The organism is Pseudomonas weihenstephanensis (assembly GCF_016812185.1).
Taxonomy (GTDB): Bacteria; Pseudomonadota; Gammaproteobacteria; order Pseudomonadales; family Pseudomonadaceae; genus Aquipseudomonas; species Aquipseudomonas weihenstephanensis.
In genome coordinates, this window is the sequence record NZ_JAAEBV010000006.1 from 147,095 (window position 1) to 168,152 (window position 21,058).

The following is a 21,058-nucleotide window of genomic DNA, read 5'->3' on the forward strand; positions in this document are numbered from 1 at the left end:
CTTATACTCATCCAGGTTACCCTCAGCCTTCAGGTACTGCGCGTGTCCAAGATGATGGTCTTTACGGGGAACGCTAACCCCGATCTGGCTCGGCGTGTCGTACGTCAGCTGCATATCCCACTCGGTGACATTTCTGTCGGTAAGTTTTCCGACGGCGAGATTACCGCTGAGATTAATGAAAATGTCCGCGGTAAAGACGTTTTCATCATTCAGCCGACTTGTGCTCCGACCAACGATAACCTGATGGAACTCGTCGTGATGGCTGATGCCTTCCGCCGCTCCTCAGCGACTCGTATTACTGCTGTTATTCCTTACTTTGGTTATGCCCGTCAGGATCGCCGTCCGCGTTCCGCACGTGTGGCTATCAGCGCAAAAGTTGTTGCTGACATGCTTACCGTAGTCGGCATCGATCGTGTTCTCACGGTTGATTTGCATGCTGACCAAATTCAGGGCTTCTTCGATATTCCTGTAGATAACATCTATGGCTCCCCAGTTTTGGTGGATGACATCGAAGATCAGCGCTTTGAGAACCTTATGATTGTGTCCCCGGATATCGGCGGCGTCGTGCGTGCACGCGCTGTTGCAAAATCCCTGGGCGTTGATCTGGGTATCATCGACAAACGCCGTGAGAAAGCCAATCACTCGGAAGTGATGCATATCATTGGTGATGTCGAAGGGCGTACCTGCATTCTGGTTGATGACATGGTCGATACCGCCGGCACTCTGTGCCATGCGGCTAAAGCCTTGAAAGAGCATGGCGCATCCAAAGTGTTCGCCTACTGCACACACCCTGTGCTGTCGGGTCGGGCAATCGAGAATATCGAAAATTCCATGCTGGATGAGCTGGTGGTGACTAACACCATTCCGCTGTCCGCTGCCGCACAAGCCTGTTCGCGTATCCGCCAGTTGGATATCGCACCGGTTGTGGCTGAAGCGGTTCGCCGCATCAGCAACGAAGAATCGATCAGCGCGATGTTCCGATAAGGGCCCTGCCCTTCTCGGATATCACGTTGACGAAAAGCGCCCCGCCCCAACAGCCTGTTGGGGCGGGGCTTTTTTGCCCATACCGTCCATAGCGCTGGTCGCAAACGCTAGGCCGGATGTGGTTATTTTGGAGATACAACATGAACGATTTTACTCTGAATGCTGAAGTGCGTTCCGACCTGGGGAAAGGTGCGAGCCGCCGCCTGCGTCGTCTCGCAAGCCTGGTTCCAGCTGTAGTTTACGGTGGCGAAAAAGCCCCTGAATCCATCAGCATGCTGGCCAAAGAAGTTGCCAAACTGCTCGAAAACGAAGCGGCTTACAGCCACGTTATCGAACTGACTGTTGGCGGCGTTAAGCAAAACGTGATCATCAAAGCTCTGCAACGTCACCCGGCTAAAGGCCACGTGATGCACGCTGACTTCGTTCGCGTTGTTGCCGGTCAAAAGCTGACTGCAATCGTTCCAGTTCACTTTGTGGGTGAAGCTGCTCCGATCAAGAAAGGCGGCGAGATCTCGCACGTTATTGCTGAAATCGAAGTTTCCTGCCTGCCAAAAGACCTGCCTGAATTCATCGAAGTTGACCTGGCTAACGCTGAAGTCGGCTCGATCATTCACCTGTCGGACATCACCGCTCCTAAAGGCGTTGAGTTCGTAGCTCTGGCACACGGTAACGACCTGGCAGTAGCCAACGTTCACGCTCCACGTGTTGCACCAGAAGCAGACGCAGAGTAATTCATTACTCTGTTGTTGGAGTTTTGAGAAACATCGCGAGCTAACACGCAGCGAGTAAAGCGGACAAGATCGCGAAGTTTACTCATGTAAACCCGTATTTTTGTCCGTTTTCGCCGCTGCTGTCAGCGGTGATGTTATTCACAACGCCATAGAAGGGCCCTTGTCGTGACCGCCATAAAACTGATCGTTGGCCTGGGAAATCCAGGCACCGAATACGAACAGACCCGGCATAACGCAGGGGCCCTTTTTGTTGAGCGTCTAGCGTCAGCAAACGGGGTCAATCTCGTTGCGGATCGCAAGTATTTTGGCCTGACCGGGCGTTTCAGCCACCAAGGTCAGGATGTTCGCCTGTTGATTCCCACCACCTATATGAACCGAAGCGGCCAGGCCGTAGCGGCACTTGCCGGTTTCTACCGCATTGAACCGCAGTCCATATTGGTGGCCCACGACGAACTGGATCTCCCTCCCGGCGTTGCCAAGCTCAAGCTGGGCGGCGGCCACGGAGGTCACAACGGGCTGCGCGACATCATCGCGCAACTGGGAAACAACAATAATTTCTACCGTCTGCGGCTCGGCATTGGCCACCCAGGCGTCGCCAGCATGGTGTCCAACTTTGTACTGGGTCGTGCGCCACGCGCCGAACAGGAAAAACTGGACGCCAGCATCGATTTTGCCCTCGGCGTGCTGCCGGATATCCTCGCCGGGGAATGGAACCGTGCGATGAAAAACCTGCACAGCCAGAAGGCCTGACTCTACTCCTCGGGGAAAACACCATGGGATTCAACTGCGGCATCGTCGGCCTGCCTAACGTCGGCAAGTCCACCCTGTTCAACGCCCTGACCAAATCCGGTATTGCGGCTGAGAACTTCCCCTTCTGCACGATCGAGCCGAACACCGGCATCGTGCCGATGCCCGACCCACGTCTGGACGCGCTGGCTGCCATCGTCAAGCCTCAGCGCATCTTGCCTACCACTATGGAGTTCGTCGATATCGCAGGCCTGGTGGCTGGCGCATCGAAAGGCGAAGGGCTGGGCAACAAGTTCTTGGCCAACATCCGTGAGACCGATGCCATCGCTCACGTGGTCCGCTGCTTTGAAGACGAAAACGTGATTCACGTTTCCAACAGCGTTGACCCGAAACGCGATATCGAAATCATCGACCTTGAGCTGATCTTCGCCGACCTCGACAGCTGCGAAAAGCAATTGCAGAAAGTCGCGCGTAACGCCAAAGGCGGTGACAAAGACGCTGTGGCTCAAAAAGCCTTGCTGGAGCAACTGATTGCCCACTTCACCTTGGGCAAGCCGGCACGCAGCCTGATCAAGAACATGGACGCTGATGAGAAACACATCATCAAAGGCTTCCACCTGCTGACAACCAAGCCGGTGATGTACATCGCCAACGTGGCCGAAGACGGCTTCGAAAACAATCCGTTGCTTGACGTGGTAATGGAGATTGCCGCAGAAGAAGGCGCCATCGTGGTGCCAGTCTGCAACAAGATTGAAGCCGAAATTGCCGAGCTGGACGACGGCGAAGAAAAAGACATGTTCCTGGAAGCGCTGGGCCTTGAAGAGCCAGGCCTGAACCGCGTGATTCGCGCAGGTTACGAAATGCTCAACCTGCAAACCTACTTCACCGCCGGCGTTCAAGAAGTTCGCGCCTGGACCGTGAAAGTCGGTGCAACGGCTCCACAAGCCGCCGGTGTGATCCACACCGACTTCGAAAAAGGCTTTATCCGCGCTGAAGTAATCGCCTACGACGATTTCATCAAATTCAACGGCGAAGCGGGTGCGAAAGAAGCTGGTAAATGGCGTCTGGAAGGCAAGGAATACATCGTTAAAGACGGTGACGTTCTTCACTTCCGCTTCAACGTGTAAATACAACACGAAAAAAAACCGCGCTCAGGCGCGTTTTTTTTTGGCCTGATTTTTTAACTTTGCTATCAATGCCTCTTGTTCTTTGTGTTTATTCCCTAACAAGCGTAAGAAGAATCCTTTGTTCTTGAAGAAAATTCACTACATCCCAAATGTGTCTTGTGAGTCTAGGTTCGACGCGGCAAGCTCTTGACGTGACGTAGCATCTTTCCTACATAAATAGATGCTGCTATGAGTGCGCGCATTGCACTCTACACATCCGATGGAGCACTCACCGATTCTGGAATGGAACGGCTAGCGCTGTGCGCAGAGTCAAACCCAGAAACAAAGGATCTATAGTCAGTTACTACGCCCATTGACGGGCCGATCGGGGGGTTCAATGTTCGCTAAGCTGTTCTTCAATCGCTTCACTAGTTCCCTGATTGAGCGGGTTGTCTCTCGCTGGTCATCCGCTTGGCGAGATGCACTGGCTTCAGCTATTGCAGCCGCGCTGGCATGGATCCTTGCCCAGCACTTTTTCGGTCATGCGCACCCAGTTTTTGCGGCGATCAGTGCGGTTGTGTGCCTCGCGCCAGGCCTCCCAAGTCACGGCAAGCAAGCAATAGGCTTGATGGTAGGTGTTGCAACCGGAATTCTGGTGGGCGAAGCCGCTCTGTGGCTCCCTGATTCTTATCCATTATTACGAATTGGCTTTGCCACATTCGCGGCTATTGCCATTGCCGCCCTATATGGCCTGGCTCCTGTAGTCCCCATCCAGGCAGGAGTCTCCGCTGTATTGATGCTGGCAGTAGGCCCTGAGAGCGCCGGTGCTGTACGCATGCTGGATGTGATCATGGGGGCAGGTGTTGGATTGGTCTTCAGCCAAATACTGATGACTCCCAACCCCATTGGCATTATCGATAGTTCAGCCAAAGAGCTCTTGGAAAAACTCGCTTCAGGATTTGAAAAAAGCCTTGAGGCTCTCGAAAATAATGACGCGTCCAAAGCGCACAATGCAGTACAGATTTTTTCTTCAGCTCACGACAGCCTCATTACATTGGAAAACGGCATCGCCATGGCTCGAAATACTGCTCGGTGGACGTTACGCGGACGTTTTGCTTCACGTGAGGTCAAAGACATTGCCAGTCGTTACGAACGCCACGCCGTTCGACTCTACGCCAGCGCCTTGCTGTTCTCTGAAGCTTTTGCCAATGCCTTGCGCAAAGAGCAAGGCACACCGCCCCCCTCACTGCATGAACGCTTGAGCTGCGTCGCCACCCGTTGTTTAGCCCTTGCGAGGGAAGACAACAAAACGCCCCCTACCCCAAACACCCCTTACGACGTAGCGGGTATTAGCGCTGCACCTTGGCAACGTTGCTTAGAACACTTACAAACGGTTGAGAGTGCATTATTAACATTCAGACTCACTCCACATAGAGATACTGAAAAATGAAAATCGAGCACGTTTGATATCTAAAGGAGAAAGCAAAACACATGCTGAGTCTCTCGACAGTTTCAGACATCCGAAACTCACTGACTTCCTTAATTAAAACAGAGCATGCATACCACCATAACCACCCAGCTTTATATATCGACCCAACTGACTGCCAATCATTGTGTAAAAACATACAAACCTCATAAAAAGTGATTGATGAATGACACTTACCCGCCAAACCAAAGAACTTTCCTACTGCAATCAAGGAACATAAGCACTCAATCCATGCCTCGACCACTCTAAAATCAAAAACCTAAGGAGCATGAGAGTTTTCAACATACCTTTCACTCTAAGCACACCGAGCATACTGAGCCCCTTTTATTTTTCACCTCCAGGTGGCTGGCCCATAGGAGGGGGTTGCATCGAAATAATTTATATTAAATGAAAACACCTTTTACCTCGCCCTTCAGAGTAATGCCCCGCGTGCAAGATCAGTTGCAAAATTGATTATTGGAGTAGAAACATGGTGTCTCCACATAAAAAAAATGATGTTCACGACACATTTCAACTTGAAGACCCAGCGCTAGACGAAATCGTCAACAATATCGCCACGCTCAACATTGATATCTTGTTACATGGAGAGACAGGTACAGGCAAAGATACATTGGCAGAACGCATTCATTGCTTGTCAGGCCGACGAGGCAATTTTATAGCCATCAATTGTGCTGCCATTCCTGAAACGCTTGCCGAGAGCCAACTCTTTGGTGTGACGCACGGAGCATTTACTGGAACAGTGCAGTCACGCGCAGGTTTTATTGAAGCCTCAAATATGGGCACCCTGTATCTCGATGAAATAGATAGCATGCCCCTGACCTTGCAGGCCAAATTGTTACGGGTACTTGAAACCCGTGGCGTTGAACGCCTGGGGTCTACAAAACTTATAGCGCTGGACATGCGCGTTATTGCCTCAGCCCAAACCTCGTTGATCGACCTGGTTGAACAAGGTCTGTTCAGGCGCGATCTTTATTTCCGTCTTAATGTCGTTAGCCTCAATTTGCCGCCTTTGCGTGAAAAGCGTGAGCAAATCATTCCTTTATTCATGAGCCTTATCCAGCAAGAAGCAGAGCATTTCAAATCACACGCGCCCATTCCCGACAGCTCGCTGCTGCAACAAATGGTGTGCCATGACTGGCCGGGCAATGTCAGGGAATTACGATCCACTGCCAAACGACTGGTACTTGGGCTACTGCCCATTTCATCAGGCGCCAGGGAGGATGCGGGCACCGACATGAGTTTGAAGTTCCGTTTACAACAAATAGAAAAACTTTTGATACAAGACTCACTGCGACGTCACCTGCACAGCATCGATGCCGTTGTCCTTGAGTTAGGGATCGCGAAACGCACGCTGTACCACCGAATGAAACAATTAGACATTTCATAATAAAAATTTATTGGAACACCCTGAGAAAAAACAGCACTCATTAGATGAACACAAGAAGCACTCCCACAAACAAGTGTTCCTGGAGGTCAATCAATGATTCCATTAGTCACGCTATTAGCGCCTCTTGTTGCGCCCATCGTGCAATCAGTCGTTGATACCGTTGGCAGCATTGCCAAAGACGTTGTTAAATTTGGCTTGGACAATATTTCCAAGGGCATCGACAAGCACTTGGAAAGTATCAAGGCTCCTGATTCACAAACCGAGGCACCTATCTCGTACTAACAACGAGTTCATGCAGCTATTCATACACCCACGGCAATAACAACACAGGAAATGCACTATGATCGGAAATATTGGTGGCTTGCTTAACAGCGTCATTGGTGGCAATGGCGGCAGTGTTGGCAATGGCGGCAGTGTTGGCGGCGAAAACAACAAAGCGGAAGAAGCTGCTCGAAAAGCGTTGAAAGAACAAGATGAAACGCAAGCACGCATGACTGAAATGCAATCTAAAGCGGCTCAAAGCAAGATCGTCACGGATGGCATTAATGCCATCATGGCCGGTGCTCTTGACTCCGGTAATAAAGCGTCTAACTCTGTCAGCAGCTCCGCGAAACAAGTTCAATATTAACCTGCCAGGTTCAGCCCTAGCGTTTCGGCAGGGCTGTTTATCCCCCGCTCTCACAGCGGGGGAACCTTAAACTACGGCACGTGGGCTGTTATCTCTGCCAAGCCTTCTTATCTACCAGAGCGTCTTTATGAATATCAATATCCAGGACGTACAGACACCTTCTTTATCCGCCTATACGAAGACCTCTACACCGGCACCCGAGCAACTTGACGTGGGCTGGTTTAATGCTGCTTTAAAAAATAACGACCCCGCATCCGTCAACAGAGTTTCGCTCGACAACAAGGCAGGTCAATCATTGGTACAGCGCTCAGATTTCCTGCAAGGGTTATCAAATCAGGCTGCACGCGCGCTGCAAAAAGTAGGCCGTCATACGGACCCTATGAACATGGTCAAATCAACCCGCGCCATGTCAGCCTTTCATCTTGAAACTCAATTGACAGCCAAAATGATCAGCAAAACGTCACAAGCTATCGAAAAACTGACCAACCTCTCTTAGGTAAAAAACATGGTGCGTGACCTCTTCAAAGGCCTGTTCTTTATCGCCATGTTAAGCATGGCGGGGTGTGGCGAACATGTGGAGCTTCACCGTGAGCTCTCCGAACAGGAGGCTAATGAAGTTATCGCTGAACTGGCTAACAAGCAGATCAATGCACAAAAAATCCCTGCTAAAAGCGGTGTGTCCGTTCGTATCGGCGCTAGCGATATAAGCCGCGCCGTCAATGTACTGGAAGCCGCAGGACTACCGCGTGCCCAACGCACTAATCTTGGGGACATCTTTCGTAAGGAAGGGGTCATTTCAACCCCCCTGGAAGAACGTGCGCGCTATATCTATGCGCTTTCACAAGAGCTCGAGGCCACGCTGTCAAAGATTGACGGCGTCATTGTGGCTCGCGTGCATGTCGTGTTGCCTGAGCGAGTAGCCCCTGGAGAGCCGGTACAACCTGCATCTGCATCAGTTTTTATCAAGCACGATACAAAACTGGACCCGGACAGTATTCAGGCACGCGTACGAAGACTGGTTGCCAGCAGCATTCCTGGTATGGCATCAGCCATTGAAACTCCGAATAAAATAACCACAGTATTCGTCCCCTCCACGGCGTATCTGGAAAAACAGTCACTGGTCTTTCTGGGGCCTTTTCTTATTCCCGAACAGAACCAGGGATTTTGGAAAAAAATCTTCGTGGCCCTTATTTCCGCTCCGCCGTTGGTCGTCGTTGCGATTCTGATTTGGTTAAAAAAACCTTCGCGTCGACCTAAACCTGAAGACCTCGCGGCAGCGTCGCCTGACAACGAGCCTCACATCACGGGTGGACCATGAGCGAGGGTGAGTTATGGGCACGGTGGTGGGCGATGGCCTGGATGCAGGCTCACCCGGATTGGTATGACGCCGAATTCCATGCGTTGCCCATTGAACAGGCACGCACGTTAACCCGTAGCCAGCACGCTCGCACTGGCAGGGCTTTTGCTATTACGCCCTGCCTACCTATTGAACCTGATCGCGCTTTACTTCATTTCATATTGGCGCCAGCTACGCACCAGGCGTTCGTTTTGACACTGGTCGACTGCATCTGTCGCCCCCAACTGCCCAACTCGTTGTGCACGACACAGCAACTCTGGTGCCAACGTTTATCCAAGGTCTTGCGCCCCACTGACTGGCTTGCGACAAGCGATGACACTCTACAGCTGTTAAGGGCCTGGGTAACGCCAGCCGTTTGGCAACGCCTGCGTTTGAGCTTTGCTCGCTCCAGAGTCAGTGCGCTTGAACTCATAACACCTCACGCCATTGCACCACTAAAGCTTCAATCACTGTGGCAAGCCGTGCTGTGGAAAAGCATTAAGTTCAACGAAGCCGCCGCACCCTCTCTTATTGATGAACAGGAGCGTGAGGATGTTGTTACGACGCAAGATTGAACTGCGAGCAGACTTGCCAGGGCTGCCGTCACTACTGATGCCCCATCAAACACTCCTCGACTGCGGCCAAGCTCAGCAGATGCTGGCGCAGGCACATCGCAAAGTGGACGCGTTGCTCAGGGCCGCACACACCGCTTCAGAAGCAGCCTGTGAAAAGGCCCGGTCTGAGTTTTGGGATATGGCCAATGCACAACTGGCGCAATGGGCAACGCAACACTCAGCCCTGTGCCAGGCGCTGGAGTCCAACGCCACTCAAGTGGTAAATCAGGCCTTGCTTCATTTGCTTGATGAGGTGCCGCCCACATCGCGTATCACAGCGCTACTTGCACAACTGCTACGGGTTCAATGCCCTTCACTTAGCACCGTTTTGCGCTGTCATCCGGACGCTCAAGAAAGCATCCAACAGTGGTTATCTACCCACGTAGAAAACGTTTGGCAGCTTGAGCCTGATGAATCACTTCCCCCGTTGTCCCTCGTGCTGGTATCAGAACATGGCGATCTGCATATCGATTGGTTCACAACGCGGGATGCCTTATTGCTACCTGACCCGCCTGATGGAACCGATTCAAAACTCAATACCACACAGTAGTCAGTTCATCACTAGGAGAGAACTACATGCCTTCATTCGAAAGCATCCAGCGTCGAATTGATAACCGTTTTGAAAAGGCCCAAAAAAATATGGACTCTATTGCGATGAGTAATCAGGGCAGTCAACAAGACATGCTCAGTTTCCTTAGCGCGTCGAAAAAAATGGCCTCTGCCACGTTCTCAATTACTGAGCAGACCCGTTTTAAACATAGCCTGACCAAATCCATCATTGATGCAGTGCAATAAATCACCTGTTCTTTGCACGACAACTCGAAGAGCGGTGAATAAAACGTCACCTCGATAAAAGTCGCATCTTGTAACGGTGCAATAAATAGAGTGCTTTCCATGCCTAACACCTCCCCAGGCCCAACCGGCTTGAATTTTTTCCTGCGCGCATCACTCAGACGCGCGGGCGGTTTAGCATTATTACTGTTCCTTCATATGCACACTCCACAGGCCATGGCCGCAGTGCCAGAAGAGTGGAAGAAAACACCTTACGCGTATGATGCTGTCAACAGAACGCTGCGCGACTTTCTGGAAGACCTGGCTCATTCAGCAGGGCTTCAACTTCAAATTGAAGGCGAGTTACAAGGCGCCGTGCATGGGAAAATCCGGTCCAATACTCTGTTCAATTTAATGGAGCGGTTGGCACTGGAGCATCGCTTCCAATGGTTCGTCTATAACAATACGCTCTACATCAGCTCATTGAGTCAGCAAACCTCTGAACGGCTTGAGGTCGCCGAAGAGGCCGTGTCTGATTTAAAACAAGCCCTTATTCATATCGGCCTGCTGGACGATCGTTTTGGTTGGGGAGAACTGCCTGAGATTGGTCAGGTCCTGGTTTCAGGCCCAAAACGCTATGTAGAACAGATCAAATCATTTACACGCAAAGACTCCGATCTGGCCGAAAAACAAGATGTTTTGACTTTCTCCTTGCAGTTTGCAAATGCGGCGGATCGTCAGATCGACTACCGCGGAGAGAAACTGATAGTTCCTGGAATTGCCAGTTTATTGCGCGGGCTTCTCGATCCTGCCTCGGCAAACAAAACCGGTGTTCTGCCCACGTCTCAAATGATGTCCACACTGTCCAACTCGCCGACCGCTACGCCTTACGACTCAACACTGAGCAACATAATCCCACCGGACCTGCCTAAAGTTCGAGTCGAAGCCGACGTACGAAATAACAGCGTGTTGATCTATGACTTGCCACAACGCAATGCGTTGTATCAAACCTTGATCGCCAAACTCGATGTTGCCCGCAAGCTGGTTGAAATTGATGCTGTCATTCTTGATATCAATCGCACCCAACTCAAAGAGCTAGGCGTCAACTGGGGGTTTCAAAACAGCCGTTTCGGGGCTGGCATGCAAAACCTCGCAGCAGGCTCTTCGTCAACCTTATCCATTACCAACAGAAGTCGCTTCGCTGCCGACATCAGAGCCTTGGAGGAGCGCGGTTTAGCCACTGTCATCTCTAACCCGTCCATCATGACACTGGAAAATCAACCGGCGATTATCGACTTCAACCGTACGCAATACATCAAAGCGGTAGGTGATGGCGTAGCGAATATCATGCCTGTCACGGTGGGCACCAGTTTCCAGGTAATCCCACGCGTGATTAACACCAATGGGAGCAGTCAGATTCATCTGATCGTGGATATCGAGGATGGTAATTTCTCTGAAGTCGTTGGCGGAGATATCGCCTATGACACCCCAGACGTCCGCAAGGCCAGGGTCAGTACCCAAGCGGTTATCGCCGAAAAGCAATCACTGGTGATTGGTGGTTTTCATGTGGCTGAAGAAGTTGACCGCGTTAACAGTGTTCCGTTATTGAGCCGAACCCCGTTGATAGGCAAAGCCCTGTTCTCTTCAACGCTAAGTAGTAACAACCGACGTGAACGCCTTTTCATATTGACCCCTCGACTGGTTGGGGATCAGGTCAATCCTGAGCGTTATCTGCCACAGTCGGATCAAGATCATCTGAGCGCAGCGTTCGCGCCATTGGCGCGGCGCAGGGCTGAACATCTTCCCATTGTGAAACGCGCAGATGTCGCCGAAACACTCGCCAATCTCGTCACGGGACAAGTGCCCAAGAAGTTCAAGGCGGGACCGATGCCCACTGGCGCTGGGGTTGTCTGTAAAACGCCGAGCCTCTTAAGCCCTGTCCCTGGGGCAAGTCAATGGTACTCAGGCGCGCTTTACAACGTGGCAGTACTGGTCCTGCACAACAAGGGCGATCGCTACGTGCGCATTGATGAAAGTGAATGCAGTAATGAGCATACCTTGGCGGTCAGTGTCTGGCCTCAAGCCTGGCTGGCGCCAGGTGAGAAAGCTGAAGTGTTCATTGCCACGCGCACGCGCAATAAAAATCAAAGTACCGCCGTCACACGCCCTTCATTACTAGCCCCTGCGGCGAGGAGCACTCCTAAATGACCCGATTTATACGCATTGGCCTCGCTGCCGGCATCTTGTTCATACTTCAAGGCTGTACTCCCCAATGTCGCGGTGACTCTTGTGAACGTCCGGAGTCGAAGGCTGAAACGCTGGTGATTTGGTGGCCTGCAGACATGCGGGTTGAAACAGGGCATAGCGCAGAACAGGCAGACCATCAGACCGTGTCGCTAAAACGCTAAGCCTTAATAGGCGCTCAGGCCAATTCGCTTGCAGCGCCTGACTTCATAGCTGAGCTCGCGTGTATTCACAATCCCTCAGGAACCTGGCATGCATAAAAATAGCCCTGCGCCCCACCAACTGGTGGCGGCGCTTAGTCAGTACCTCAAGGTTAATTTGCAACTGGAGAATGGGGTGTGCGCTCTGTTCGACAAGCAACAACTGGAAATGTGCATCATCGAGCTTTTACCCATGAGCACGACGGCGATATTGCACTGTGCGATGGGTACTCGCAGCCATGCGCCTGACAGGCACAGCCAGTTGCTCAAGTTGAACCTGCAACCCGATAAGCTCAACGGTTGCTGGTTGGCACTGGATGAAACAGGGGAAGAGCGTTTATGCGCACAGTGCCCGATGGTTTTTTTAACGGAAGAATCATTTTGCCAATGGGTCACAGGCTTTATTGAACAAGTCGGCGAAACCCGCGCACTTCTCAGTCAAACCGCCTAAACCTTCGCCACATTGGCGTTACGTTGCATCATTCGATACAACGTAACGCCTACCCCGTCTTAAACCTCTGTCCTGAGCTGATCCCGAATCTTCTGCTCCCTCAACGCCGGGTTTGAATCCGTACGCTCGGGAGCCGCCATTGCATCCTTGAATTTCATTCTCAGGGGCGTGTTCTGATCCTGCCCGTATTCAAACTCCGCACTCAGCAATTTATGTGCATGGCTGATTCCAGCAGCACTGGAGATTGAAAGCAGTGGTAAAGGCAGTGGAAACACCCGACGATCCGAGCGGCTGGCGCTGTAACTGACGCCAAAACTTTTCACCCGCACGTTATCGACATTTTGCAAGGCCCGCTCGATTTCACCGTCGCCATCCTGTCCTTTCATCAGTGTGCTTTCAAGTGCGCGTAACACACTCGGCTTCAATTCCAGGCCGATGCTCACAGACGTGCCTTCGCTGCTCTCCAGTGACTTAACCGTTCGAGCTAACTCTGGCTGATTCTCGAGTAACCGAATGATTGCGGCCTTGTTGGCAGGTGACGCATCGTTCAGCCAAGAGTGACGTGAATCACCATTCAAGCCCACATAGGAAACCGTGCGAGCCACTGAGCTTAAGGCTCGCCCGTTCTGTGCATGCTGCTGATGCTGGCGTTGAAGGCCGTCGAGTTGATCCTTGAGCGCATGTTGTTGCTCACGCTTATGCACCGGAGCCGACGCTGTATCAAATAAGCGCTGAACCGTTTGCAGTTGCTCACCGATGTCTTGTGTCGCCGTCAAAGGTAGGGCCTGAAGTGCTGATCTGTATTCAGGGAACGCTTGTGCGAAGGCATCGCACACTTGTGCGAGTGCTTCAGGCTTTACAGCGTCAGGCCGTGTGAACGTAAAGTTAAAGCTGTTCGCCACACTGCGATCGAAACTCACCGCGAAAGACACAGTGGGTGAAGCATAGCTGGCCAACTTTGCACCATTGGGCTCAACTTGTGCCATTCCCAACGTGGCACCCAGAAAATTACCTGCCGAAACGCCACCCCGACTAAGAAGTTGGGTATCCGATCCATGACTTTCACTGATATCCAAATCCCCCTGGGTAACGGAATGGCTATTGCCCCAGTGGGCAAGATTAAGACTGGCCGCACCCCCGATGGCTGCGCGCATCACACCACTGAGTGTTCCTGAACGTTCTTGACCAATCACATTGGCGCGGGCTTGTGCATAGACATTAACGGTGAGGTCCGCACCTGTTTTCGCTGTTTTACCCGATTTATGGTCCGCGCCCAAACTCAGTAAGCCGTCTAAGTCCCCCCCAAAAAGGCTATCTAGCATGTTAGGAAGATCAGCCTCCTTTACATCAAAATCAATCGCACTCCCTCTGCCATGCGCCACTGTCAATTCAAGTTCAGTGCCCAATCGGACATTCCCCACCACCCCTCCGCCTCCTGTTGATAACGGCGTCACCCCGGTACCTATCGAACCTGACAAGGAGTGTGCGGTATTCATGCCGATTTTTACATTGGCCCCGGTGTCTGTTCGGCTAATGCTCACACTGTTGGATTTCTCTCTCGAGGCGCCGACAAAAAACTCAATGATAGGCACGGGTTGAATATCAAACGCTATCAGGCCGACGCTCTTCTTTTTGTCTCTGCTTGAGGTCAGAGATTGCCCGCTGGAGGACTGCAAGATGTCTTGTAACAGCGCTTCTTTGAGACCCTTGCCTTCGGCAACACCCAGCAGGCGGGAAATATGGAAACTCAATGCACCGCCAGGCGTGCCAAGATCTTTGGATAACAATTTGAAGTTTTTATACAGCGCTTCGGCTTGCGCGAAGTTATTGATGTTTTGCGAGGATTTTTTGTGTACCGGACTGTCGTGATAGTCCTGCATGATGCCTTTGAGTTCACCCCCAAGCTTTACTAGGTCCGGCGCTGCGCCCTCCAGTGCCGCGACTAAATGACTTAACCGAGACAGTGTTAGCGCATGATGAATCAAACCGCCTTCAACTAACGCAGTCGGGTTTTTCACGTCCCGAGTGACATCAGCTGACCACTTCGATAAGGCAACACCCTGCCCCTCATAACTGCGTAGCAAAGCAGCCGTGACGTTGGTCTGAGAGGGCGACAACCGCTCAAAAGCCTGTCGCATCTGATTAAGGCTTGAGTCGGAAGACGGGGGCCTTTTGCCTGTGACTCCATTGTGCTCAGGGGTGACTGTTGCCCCATGCATCTCACCCAAACGGGTCGCCAGGGGTGCACTTTTACCTTCGACCAAAACCAGCGCGCTTTTGAGCTCATCGGCGAGCGGTTGAGTCGATGTCTTCAGGCTCAACTGCTCCAGGCGTGTGGTCATGTCTGTCGTAGCAGGCTGGGCATTCGCCAGGTTTTTAAGCTCGGTGCGCAACGCCTTGTCATTCGCGTATAAACCCTGCAGCCCCACCCGCCCTTTAAAGTAATGCTGAATATCGCGCCCGACTTCTTTAAAGCTTTCTACAGGCTTGAAATGAGTTCCAAAACCCTTGAAGTACGCACTGCTCTCAGTGACACCTTCTTGAGTTTGACCCAAGACCGTTGAGGACGCGCTCCATGCGGTAGTGCCGTTGATGTGCCCTTTCATTTGTCCCTGCATCAAGACCGAACTTATCGGCGATGCATCTTTGTTGCTCGATGAAGTAACTGGCCCCCATTGCAGCGCTCCCTGCGCCGAGATATCCAGTCGCCGGTTTTTCTCGCCCCAACGCTTCTCCTGAGGATTATTTTCACCCCAACTGGCGATCAAATGCTGGTCAGCGCCCATGCGTAATGATTTAAGCGGCTGGTTGTCCGGCAATTGAACACGCCTCCAGGCGACGTCCGATACGTCAGGGGATTGCCAATCTGCTTTGTCCAGCCTGACTAACCCATCCGTTTGGGTTTGCCCATAAAGGTTGCCAAGGTGATCCAGTGCCAGAGCCTTCAGAGGAGTGGGAGTGGTAAACGTTAAGGTTTTTTCCTTTCCATCAATATGCGCGTGTAACTGATTTTTATCATCGAGGCTCACAAAGCGCTTGCCGTTTTCAACTGCAAAGCCGGTGATTATCCGCGCCTCATCTCCAGCCATGACCTCAGCGAGAGTGACGTGTGTCTGTGCACGGGCGGGAGGGGCCAAGTCATAACTGCCGCCCATATGGACCGGCTCTTGGCTTTTGAGTGTTGTCAGTTCTTTCAACTGGCCTGCTTGCAGCGCATAAGCACGACCATCCAGACCGCGCGCCAGATGATCCACATCCACATGGGGGGTCTTGTCCCAACTCTGGGCTGCCGAGTCCCAAGACATCAGCGTGCCACCCTCGAGCGCAACTTTACCCCGCTGCCCAAGATCGATACTGCCCGCCAATGCTTTCAAATCAAGGTCTGGCACCCCTCTGTCGACGACTTTGAGCATCACGTCAGTGAGGTTCCACTCCGGTAACAATCGGGGGTTATCCGTTAATGGATTGCTATGCAGTTGCTTGTAGTTGTCAGCCACCAACGCATTAAGCTGGCCATTATCGTCATGCATGAAGCCTTTGACATGAGCGCCGCTTTTGGGCAACTCGACGGGCACCTGGTGCATCTGCAAAAGGCTTTTATCAGCACTTCGCAAATCTGCGCGAAGCAGCTCGCCGTCTTCAGTGGTGGCAAAGAGCGTATGACCTGCCAACCCGATTCGGGTCAGTGCAACAGGCTCACCAGACTCACTGACAGGTGTTAGCCGTGCAGGAGCACCACCTGTTGCAGTGTTAGCAATTTCAAGGGACATGTCGTCTTCTGATTGCATCAGGCTCACCTGCGTGGTGCCTTCAACACTCATGTCACTGATGCCCTGCGGCACCTTCATCAACGCGCCCTCATTGGTCAAACCAAGTCGTTGGTACTGCCCCTGATCTTTGTCGGGTAACCAGGTGTCCGTTTGAGGTTCAAAGCGATGCAAACGCTGTTCTATCAAGCGAAACTGATCACCTTCTTGCGTTGTGTGTACACCGCTGACTTGCCCTAAATGCGCTCTCCCCGGGTTATTTATGACCTCAGGACTGGCAGCCTGAGTGCGGCTGCTTTTGAACACAGCCGCAGCGGCCGGCGTACATGAAAGATGAAAAACATTGAGTTTTTGATCCACAAAACGTAGCCCTTGGCCTTTGTCTACCCCCGCGGAGTCTTGCATAAAGCGCTTGGGGAGCTGATTAAGTCGATCGGCCATTTCTCGGCCGGCTTGCGACCCTTGCACAACTACTTTTCCGTGTTGCAACGTTGCGTTGAACGCCATTGAGGACACGTGATAGTGACGAAACTGAGTCAGTGCGACAGGTTGCTTGCTGGCTCGCCCTCGGTGAAAGAGGTCACTGCAGCATTTAACAAAGCCACGAGAGGCTGGCTTTTGCGCTATGGCGTCATGGCCAGGCTTCGCTGCGCTTGACGTATTGAGATTACTCAGATTAGGAACGATGGCATCTAAAGGACTTAAGGGCATGAGACACTCGATTGACTGGCTGATATAACCTGAGTGACCGTTAACTCACACTCGGTTCCCTTAGCCCTTACAACCGATCAAGCTCCGGCAGCTCAAGGGTTTCACGAAGTGCCTCGGCATCCAGTTCCTGCAAAGTACGATAAATCAAAGCCACAGCCTGTAACGTCTCTCGACTGATGCAATGGCCCAGCTCTTCGCGGTACAACGTTCGGGCCAACCATACACATTGAACAACCGGAACATCCGCAGCCTTGGCTCTGACGATCATGTCACGCGCCTGAGCATCCGTGCCTTTGTCGATTAACACCGGCAATGGGGTGTGCGGAGGACGGTAATACAGCGCTACAGCAAAATGGGTCGGGTTCACCAGCAGCATGTCCGCGTCCTCGAGCGGCGGCGGTTTGGCCGACTCTCCCTCTTGCGACATCTCTTGTGCCAATGCCCTGCGCATCATTTTCACGTGAGGGTCGCCTTCCATATCTTTGTATTCCTTGACCACATCGACATAAGTCATGCGCATACGCTTTGCAAAAAAGTACCGTTGAAGCGATAAATCGATCATCGCCAGAACCAACAGCATCCCCAGACAAACGTGCAATAAATGCCGAAACAACACAATCAACGCATCGATGTAACCCGGTAAATCACCGTTGACCAAACCCACCAAGGCGCCCAGTGAAGGCCCTATTACCCGATAGAGCACAAAACTGATCAATACGGCTTTGAACAGCCCCATCAACATGTTCATCACCGACTGGGCCGAGAACATTTGCTTGGCCTGGTTAATCGGGTTGAGGCGATTGAAGTCCGGCTTGAGCGTTTCGGGGGCAAACAGAAAACCAAACTGAAACCAACTGCTGATCAGCTTCATCAAAATGGCGCCGCCCGTCATCAACAACGCCAAACCAAGAAACACCTGAGTGACCTCAGCCACTACCTCTTGTAGAGCACGGATAAAGGGCTGTCCGATCAGGGAAACAGGCAATACCAATAATTGTTGAAGGCGCTGCATGACCCCATGAGCCGTCATCATCGCCAGCTCACTCAACAACGCCAAAACCAGCAGTTTGCCGACATCCTGGCTCTGTGCCACTTGCCCTTTCTTGCGTTGATCCTTAAGCTTTTTTTGGCTCGCTTCATATTTTTTTTCGCCAGAGTCACTCATGAGCCGGGCACTGTGAACAACAACGTCAGTGAGTGTTTCAAGTCATCCAGCAGCCCCATACGTCCCACAATCAAATCCTGCAGCTGTGGTAAGTAAATAATCAAAAAACATAACCCGGCCAAACTCTTGGCTGGCATCGATAACACAAAGACCTGCAATTGCGGGCTGTAAAGACTTAGCAGGGCGATGGCGAACTCAACGATCAACAGCAACGCGATAAAAGGCGCTGCGTACAACACCATATGCGTGAAGGTATCTCCCAGCAGGGTTAAAAAAACTGCATACCCATCTGCTGCCAGGTTCGGAACCCACAGGGTCGGTGGCCAGATCAAATAACTGTCCCATAGCACCTGAGTCAGGCTGGTCAAACCCAGTGTCACAATCAGCAGAAAAATGCTCAATTCCTTAAACATATGTCCAATGGGCGTGGCATCCGGCCCCAGCGACGGGTTGAGTTGACCACCGATCAGCGCACCTCGTTGATTATCGAGCAAAGCGCCCACCGACTCGAACAGCCAGAAAGGCATGGACAGCAGCATGCCCAACAAAAAACCTAAAATCGCTTCTTTGAATACCAGGCCACAGAGTGCCAACAACGTGTAATCAAACGCCATCAAATGGTGATGAACCCCCGGGACGGGCATAAGGGCGACTGAAAAAACAATGACGTGACGCGGCATACCGCGCACATGCTGAAAGCAAAAGGCCGGAACCATGTAAAAACAGGGATACAAGCGCGCCATGGCAATGGCCATGCTGGGCAGGTATTCAAGAAAGGGGACGTGTGGCGTCATGACCGCTCCCTATCCGCGCGCCGAGCGCGAAACCATGTCGAACATGAGGTTAAGGAGTTGAATCATCTCGACCCCGATCCAGCGTCCCGTCAACGCCAACGTAATGCCCACAGCCACCAGTTTGATCCCGAACGGCAGGGTTTGATCCTGTATCTGCATCAATGCCTGGACCAGGGACGTCAAGACGCCCACCACCACAGCCACAATCAGCGGAGGCGCAGACAGCAGCACCACCAACAACATGCCTTGTTTGAAAAGCAGCGTAGGGTCCATAGGGCATCTCTCACAGGTACGAAAGAAAAAGACTGTCGAGCAGGCGCGTCCACCCCGATACCAACACAAACAGCAGTAGTTTGAGTGGCAGTGAAATGGTCATGGGTGAAACCATTTGCATACCCAACGCGAGCAACAGGTTTGACACAATCAAGTCGATGACAATGAACGGGATATAAATCAAAAAACCTATCTCGAACCCGGCCTGTAATTGCGAAAGTACAAAAGAGGGCACTAACAAAATCAGGTCATCACGTTGAACATGTTGCGCCATTTCGGGGGGCCACATGCGCTTGGCACTTTCCTGAAGATGAGTCAGCACATCCGGGTCCGTGTTGCGGTTCATAAAAGCCTGCAGCGGTTTTACCGCTTGCAATCCGCTTTCTTGAAGTGCTTTTACGCTGCTTAAATCAACCGGTGTCTCTTTGAGGTTTTGTGCAATTTCATACCCCACCGGAGCCATCACGAACAATGTTGCCGCGAGTGCAACGCCATACAGCGCCATGCTTGGAGGCACTTGCTGAACGCCAATGGCATTGCGGGTGATCATCAGCACAATACATATCTTCAAAAACGCTGTGCACACCACCAACAGCATGGGCATCAACGACAAACTGCCAAGAAACAGCGCCAGCAATAGGGGATCAACCCCTTGAACGGTCATCGCGAAAAAATGATGCGTGACAGTTGCAAACCCAGGCGTCCATCCACCTCCACCAATTGCCCCTGACCAATCGGCCGATCCCCGTAATAAAGTCCCGCCATGCCGGGGCTATAACCTTCAATGTTCAATACCACGCCCGGCGCTAGCTGGCGCAGCTCACCCAGACTCAGCTTCAGTGCGCCGCACCTGACGCTCAACGCCAAGGGCAGGTTTTCAAGCGACTGGTCCTCATCCAGCACTCGTTGCGCCTGTGCATTTGCATTTGCATTTGCATTTGCATTTGCATTTGCATCAACGTCCGTACTTGCAAAAAAAACATCATCCACAGCCACTTCCTCGATAGAACAAATGTTCAAGCACCTGCGTGCACCTTCATCGTCAATCATCACGTGCAGCCGAAGTTTCCCAACATTCAGTTGGCCAACGCCCTCAACGTCCAATTGCGTGCTCTCCAGCAACACAACGTCTCCCGGTTGAACGGAGCGCAGTTGCTCAACGGACAATTGCAACTGCCCCAAAATCACTGGAATCAGAAATGGAAAGCGATCAGCCACAGATGCTTTAAGGGGGTGCCAATGGCCGGACTCATACAGCGCCAGTAACGATTCAGGCGCCATCCTCAGCCGACTGACGCTACGCGCTTGCCCCAACGCAATGCTGGCCCGACATTCAAAAGTCTGCGGTTGTACGTCGCAAATCGGCCGCACATAGCCAAAAACGGAGACCAGTTGCGTACTCATGCGCTGCTCAAATAAAGCCCAAAACCATGAGCACGGATCATTCTCAGTATCAGCCAGCACCACAGGGCAATCGCCCATCAAACTCAGCAGAGGGCCCGCATCGCTGAATGTCATCACTCCACAACGCGTCTCTAATGAGAGCGACACGCCACACTCTGGAGCCCTCCCTGGCTCAAGCAATAATTCGCCCACCTCACCAGCGACCTCGAACGAAAAACGCAAGCCTCGCCCCAACCGGCGGTAAGCCTGGACAGTCAGG

The 21,058-nt window shown here is 52.1% G+C and carries 22 protein-coding genes; 16 read left to right on the forward strand and 6 right to left on the reverse strand.

What is annotated here, in order from left to right:
• Nucleotides 1-42 precede the first annotated feature (42 nt).
• The 16 genes from GYN01_RS19260 to GYN01_RS19330 all read left to right on the forward strand — a co-directional run bounded on the left by GYN01_RS19260 (nt 43) and on the right by GYN01_RS19330 (nt 12,685).
• On the forward strand, nt 43-984 hold the full coding sequence (locus GYN01_RS19260; RefSeq protein WP_019825119.1) for a ribose-phosphate pyrophosphokinase: 942 nt from the start codon (nt 43-45) through the stop codon (nt 982-984).
• A gap of 140 nt (nt 985-1,124) precedes the next feature.
• On the forward strand, nt 1,125-1,715 hold the full coding sequence (locus tag GYN01_RS19265) for a 50S ribosomal protein L25/general stress protein Ctc (protein WP_048363105.1): 591 nt from the start codon (nt 1,125-1,127) through the stop codon (nt 1,713-1,715).
• A gap of 165 nt (nt 1,716-1,880) precedes the next feature.
• The gene (pth, locus tag GYN01_RS19270; protein ID WP_048363104.1) at nt 1,881-2,465 is read left to right on the forward strand and encodes an aminoacyl-tRNA hydrolase; all 585 of its coding nucleotides are present in this window, start codon (nt 1,881-1,883) and stop codon (nt 2,463-2,465) included.
• A gap of 23 nt (nt 2,466-2,488) precedes the next feature.
• The gene (gene ychF, locus GYN01_RS19275; RefSeq protein ID WP_048400285.1) at nt 2,489-3,589 is read left to right on the forward strand and encodes a redox-regulated ATPase YchF; all 1,101 of its coding nucleotides are present in this window, start codon (nt 2,489-2,491) and stop codon (nt 3,587-3,589) included.
• A 376-nt stretch (nt 3,590-3,965) separates the two neighbouring features.
• Nucleotides 3,966-5,018, forward strand: coding sequence for an FUSC family protein (locus GYN01_RS19280; RefSeq protein WP_048363102.1), 1,053 nt, complete (start codon nt 3,966-3,968; stop codon nt 5,016-5,018).
• A gap of 505 nt (nt 5,019-5,523) precedes the next feature.
• Nucleotides 5,524-6,441 (forward strand): sigma 54-interacting transcriptional regulator, encoded by a 918-nt coding sequence (locus GYN01_RS19285; RefSeq protein ID WP_048363101.1) that lies wholly within the window; start codon nt 5,524-5,526, stop codon nt 6,439-6,441.
• A gap of 93 nt (nt 6,442-6,534) precedes the next feature.
• On the forward strand, nt 6,535-6,723 hold the full coding sequence (locus GYN01_RS19290; RefSeq protein ID WP_048363100.1) for a hypothetical protein: 189 nt from the start codon (nt 6,535-6,537) through the stop codon (nt 6,721-6,723).
• A 58-nt stretch (nt 6,724-6,781) separates the two neighbouring features.
• Complete coding sequence (locus GYN01_RS19295) at nt 6,782-7,069, forward strand: type III secretion system major pilin HrpA (RefSeq protein WP_048363099.1); 288 nt, start codon at nt 6,782-6,784, stop codon at nt 7,067-7,069.
• Nucleotides 7,070-7,196: 127 nt separating this feature from the next.
• Nucleotides 7,197-7,565, forward strand: coding sequence for a type III secretion system inner rod subunit SctI (gene sctI, locus GYN01_RS19300; RefSeq protein ID WP_048363098.1), 369 nt, complete (start codon nt 7,197-7,199; stop codon nt 7,563-7,565).
• A gap of 9 nt (nt 7,566-7,574) precedes the next feature.
• Entirely contained in the window at nt 7,575-8,387 is an 813-nt protein-coding gene (gene sctJ / locus GYN01_RS19305) for a type III secretion system inner membrane ring lipoprotein SctJ (protein WP_048363097.1), read from the forward strand.
• 32 nt (nt 8,388-8,419) lie between these two features.
• A complete protein-coding gene (locus GYN01_RS19310) occupies nt 8,420-8,980 on the forward strand; it encodes a type III secretion protein (protein WP_173426971.1) in 561 nt (186 codons plus the stop codon).
• Entirely contained in the window at nt 8,958-9,569 is a 612-nt protein-coding gene (gene sctL / locus GYN01_RS19315; RefSeq protein WP_203307620.1) for a type III secretion system stator protein SctL, read from the forward strand. Before GYN01_RS19310 ends, sctL begins: the two co-directional genes overlap by 23 nt.
• A gap of 26 nt (nt 9,570-9,595) precedes the next feature.
• Nucleotides 9,596-9,814 carry a type III secretion protein HrpF gene (locus GYN01_RS19320; protein WP_048363094.1) on the forward strand — a complete coding sequence of 73 codons (219 nt, stop codon included), beginning with the start codon at nt 9,596-9,598 and terminating at the stop codon, nt 9,812-9,814.
• Between the two features lie 99 nt (nt 9,815-9,913).
• Complete coding sequence (sctC, locus tag GYN01_RS19325) at nt 9,914-11,998, forward strand: type III secretion system outer membrane ring subunit SctC (RefSeq protein ID WP_048363093.1); 2,085 nt, start codon at nt 9,914-9,916, stop codon at nt 11,996-11,998.
• The gene (gene hrpT, locus GYN01_RS22375; RefSeq protein WP_082149343.1) at nt 11,995-12,198 is read left to right on the forward strand and encodes an HrpT family type III secretion system protein; all 204 of its coding nucleotides are present in this window, start codon (nt 11,995-11,997) and stop codon (nt 12,196-12,198) included. The genes sctC and hrpT overlap by 4 nt, the downstream gene beginning before the upstream one ends.
• Before the next feature lie 88 nt (nt 12,199-12,286).
• On the forward strand, nt 12,287-12,685 hold the full coding sequence (locus GYN01_RS19330) for a type III secretion system chaperone (protein ID WP_048363091.1): 399 nt from the start codon (nt 12,287-12,289) through the stop codon (nt 12,683-12,685).
• Nucleotides 12,686-12,744: 59 nt separating this feature from the next.
• On the opposite strand, the gene GYN01_RS19335 is transcribed toward GYN01_RS19330, so the two are convergent.
• The 6 genes from GYN01_RS19335 to GYN01_RS19360 form a co-directional block, all read right to left on the reverse strand.
• Nucleotides 12,745-16,959, reverse strand: a complete 4,215-nt coding sequence (locus GYN01_RS19335; RefSeq protein WP_203307621.1) for an AvrE-family type 3 secretion system effector — start codon at nt 16,957-16,959, stop codon at nt 12,745-12,747.
• Nucleotides 16,960-17,230: 271 nt separating this feature from the next.
• Nucleotides 17,231-18,328 (reverse strand): type III secretion system export apparatus subunit SctU, encoded by a 1,098-nt coding sequence (gene sctU / locus GYN01_RS19340; protein WP_048363089.1) that lies wholly within the window; start codon nt 18,326-18,328, stop codon nt 17,231-17,233.
• Nucleotides 18,325-19,122, reverse strand: a complete 798-nt coding sequence (sctT, locus tag GYN01_RS19345; protein WP_203307622.1) for a type III secretion system export apparatus subunit SctT — start codon at nt 19,120-19,122, stop codon at nt 18,325-18,327. The genes sctU and sctT overlap by 4 nt, the downstream gene beginning before the upstream one ends.
• 9 nt (nt 19,123-19,131) lie before the next feature.
• Nucleotides 19,132-19,395, reverse strand: coding sequence for a type III secretion system export apparatus subunit SctS (sctS, locus tag GYN01_RS19350; protein WP_048363087.1), 264 nt, complete (start codon nt 19,393-19,395; stop codon nt 19,132-19,134).
• A gap of 10 nt (nt 19,396-19,405) precedes the next feature.
• The gene (gene sctR, locus GYN01_RS19355) at nt 19,406-20,059 is read right to left on the reverse strand and encodes a type III secretion system export apparatus subunit SctR (protein WP_048363086.1); all 654 of its coding nucleotides are present in this window, start codon (nt 20,057-20,059) and stop codon (nt 19,406-19,408) included.
• The gene (locus GYN01_RS19360; RefSeq protein WP_338053185.1) at nt 20,056-21,021 is read right to left on the reverse strand and encodes a FliM/FliN family flagellar motor switch protein; all 966 of its coding nucleotides are present in this window, start codon (nt 21,019-21,021) and stop codon (nt 20,056-20,058) included. The genes sctR and GYN01_RS19360 overlap by 4 nt, the downstream gene beginning before the upstream one ends.
• Between the last annotated feature and the right edge of the window lie 37 nt (nt 21,022-21,058).

What these genes read in the sequence shown, in the direction of transcription:
- GYN01_RS19265 (WP_048363105.1), top strand. Translation starts at nt 1,125, where the DNA reads ATGAACGATTTTACTCTGAATGCTGAAGTGCGTTCCGACCTGGGGAAA.
- ychF (WP_048400285.1), top strand. Translation starts at nt 2,489, where the DNA reads ATGGGATTCAACTGCGGCATCGTCGGCCTGCCTAACGTCGGCAAGTCC.
- GYN01_RS19280 (WP_048363102.1), top strand. Translation starts at nt 3,966, where the DNA reads ATGTTCGCTAAGCTGTTCTTCAATCGCTTCACTAGTTCCCTGATTGAG.
- GYN01_RS19285 (WP_048363101.1), top strand. Translation starts at nt 5,524, where the DNA reads ATGGTGTCTCCACATAAAAAAAATGATGTTCACGACACATTTCAACTT.
- GYN01_RS19290 (WP_048363100.1), top strand. Translation starts at nt 6,535, where the DNA reads ATGATTCCATTAGTCACGCTATTAGCGCCTCTTGTTGCGCCCATCGTG.
- GYN01_RS19295 (WP_048363099.1), top strand. Translation starts at nt 6,782, where the DNA reads ATGATCGGAAATATTGGTGGCTTGCTTAACAGCGTCATTGGTGGCAAT.
- sctI (WP_048363098.1), top strand. Translation starts at nt 7,197, where the DNA reads ATGAATATCAATATCCAGGACGTACAGACACCTTCTTTATCCGCCTAT.
- sctJ (WP_048363097.1), top strand. Translation starts at nt 7,575, where the DNA reads ATGGTGCGTGACCTCTTCAAAGGCCTGTTCTTTATCGCCATGTTAAGC.
- GYN01_RS19310 (WP_173426971.1), top strand. Translation starts at nt 8,420, where the DNA reads ATGGCCTGGATGCAGGCTCACCCGGATTGGTATGACGCCGAATTCCAT.
- sctL (WP_203307620.1), top strand. Translation starts at nt 8,958, where the DNA reads ATGTTGTTACGACGCAAGATTGAACTGCGAGCAGACTTGCCAGGGCTG.
- GYN01_RS19320 (WP_048363094.1), top strand. Translation starts at nt 9,596, where the DNA reads ATGCCTTCATTCGAAAGCATCCAGCGTCGAATTGATAACCGTTTTGAA.
- sctC (WP_048363093.1), top strand. Translation starts at nt 9,914, where the DNA reads ATGCCTAACACCTCCCCAGGCCCAACCGGCTTGAATTTTTTCCTGCGC.
- hrpT (WP_082149343.1), top strand. Translation starts at nt 11,995, where the DNA reads ATGACCCGATTTATACGCATTGGCCTCGCTGCCGGCATCTTGTTCATA.
- GYN01_RS19330 (WP_048363091.1), top strand. Translation starts at nt 12,287, where the DNA reads ATGCATAAAAATAGCCCTGCGCCCCACCAACTGGTGGCGGCGCTTAGT.
- GYN01_RS19335 (WP_203307621.1), bottom strand. Translation starts at nt 16,959, where the DNA reads ATGGCGTTCAACGCAACGTTGCAACACGGAAAAGTAGTTGTGCAAGGG.
- sctU (WP_048363089.1), bottom strand. Translation starts at nt 18,328, where the DNA reads ATGAGTGACTCTGGCGAAAAAAAATATGAAGCGAGCCAAAAAAAGCTT.
- sctT (WP_203307622.1), bottom strand. Translation starts at nt 19,122, where the DNA reads ATGACGCCACACGTCCCCTTTCTTGAATACCTGCCCAGCATGGCCATT.
- sctS (WP_048363087.1), bottom strand. Translation starts at nt 19,395, where the DNA reads ATGGACCCTACGCTGCTTTTCAAACAAGGCATGTTGTTGGTGGTGCTG.
- sctR (WP_048363086.1), bottom strand. Translation starts at nt 20,059, where the DNA reads ATGACCGTTCAAGGGGTTGATCCCCTATTGCTGGCGCTGTTTCTTGGC.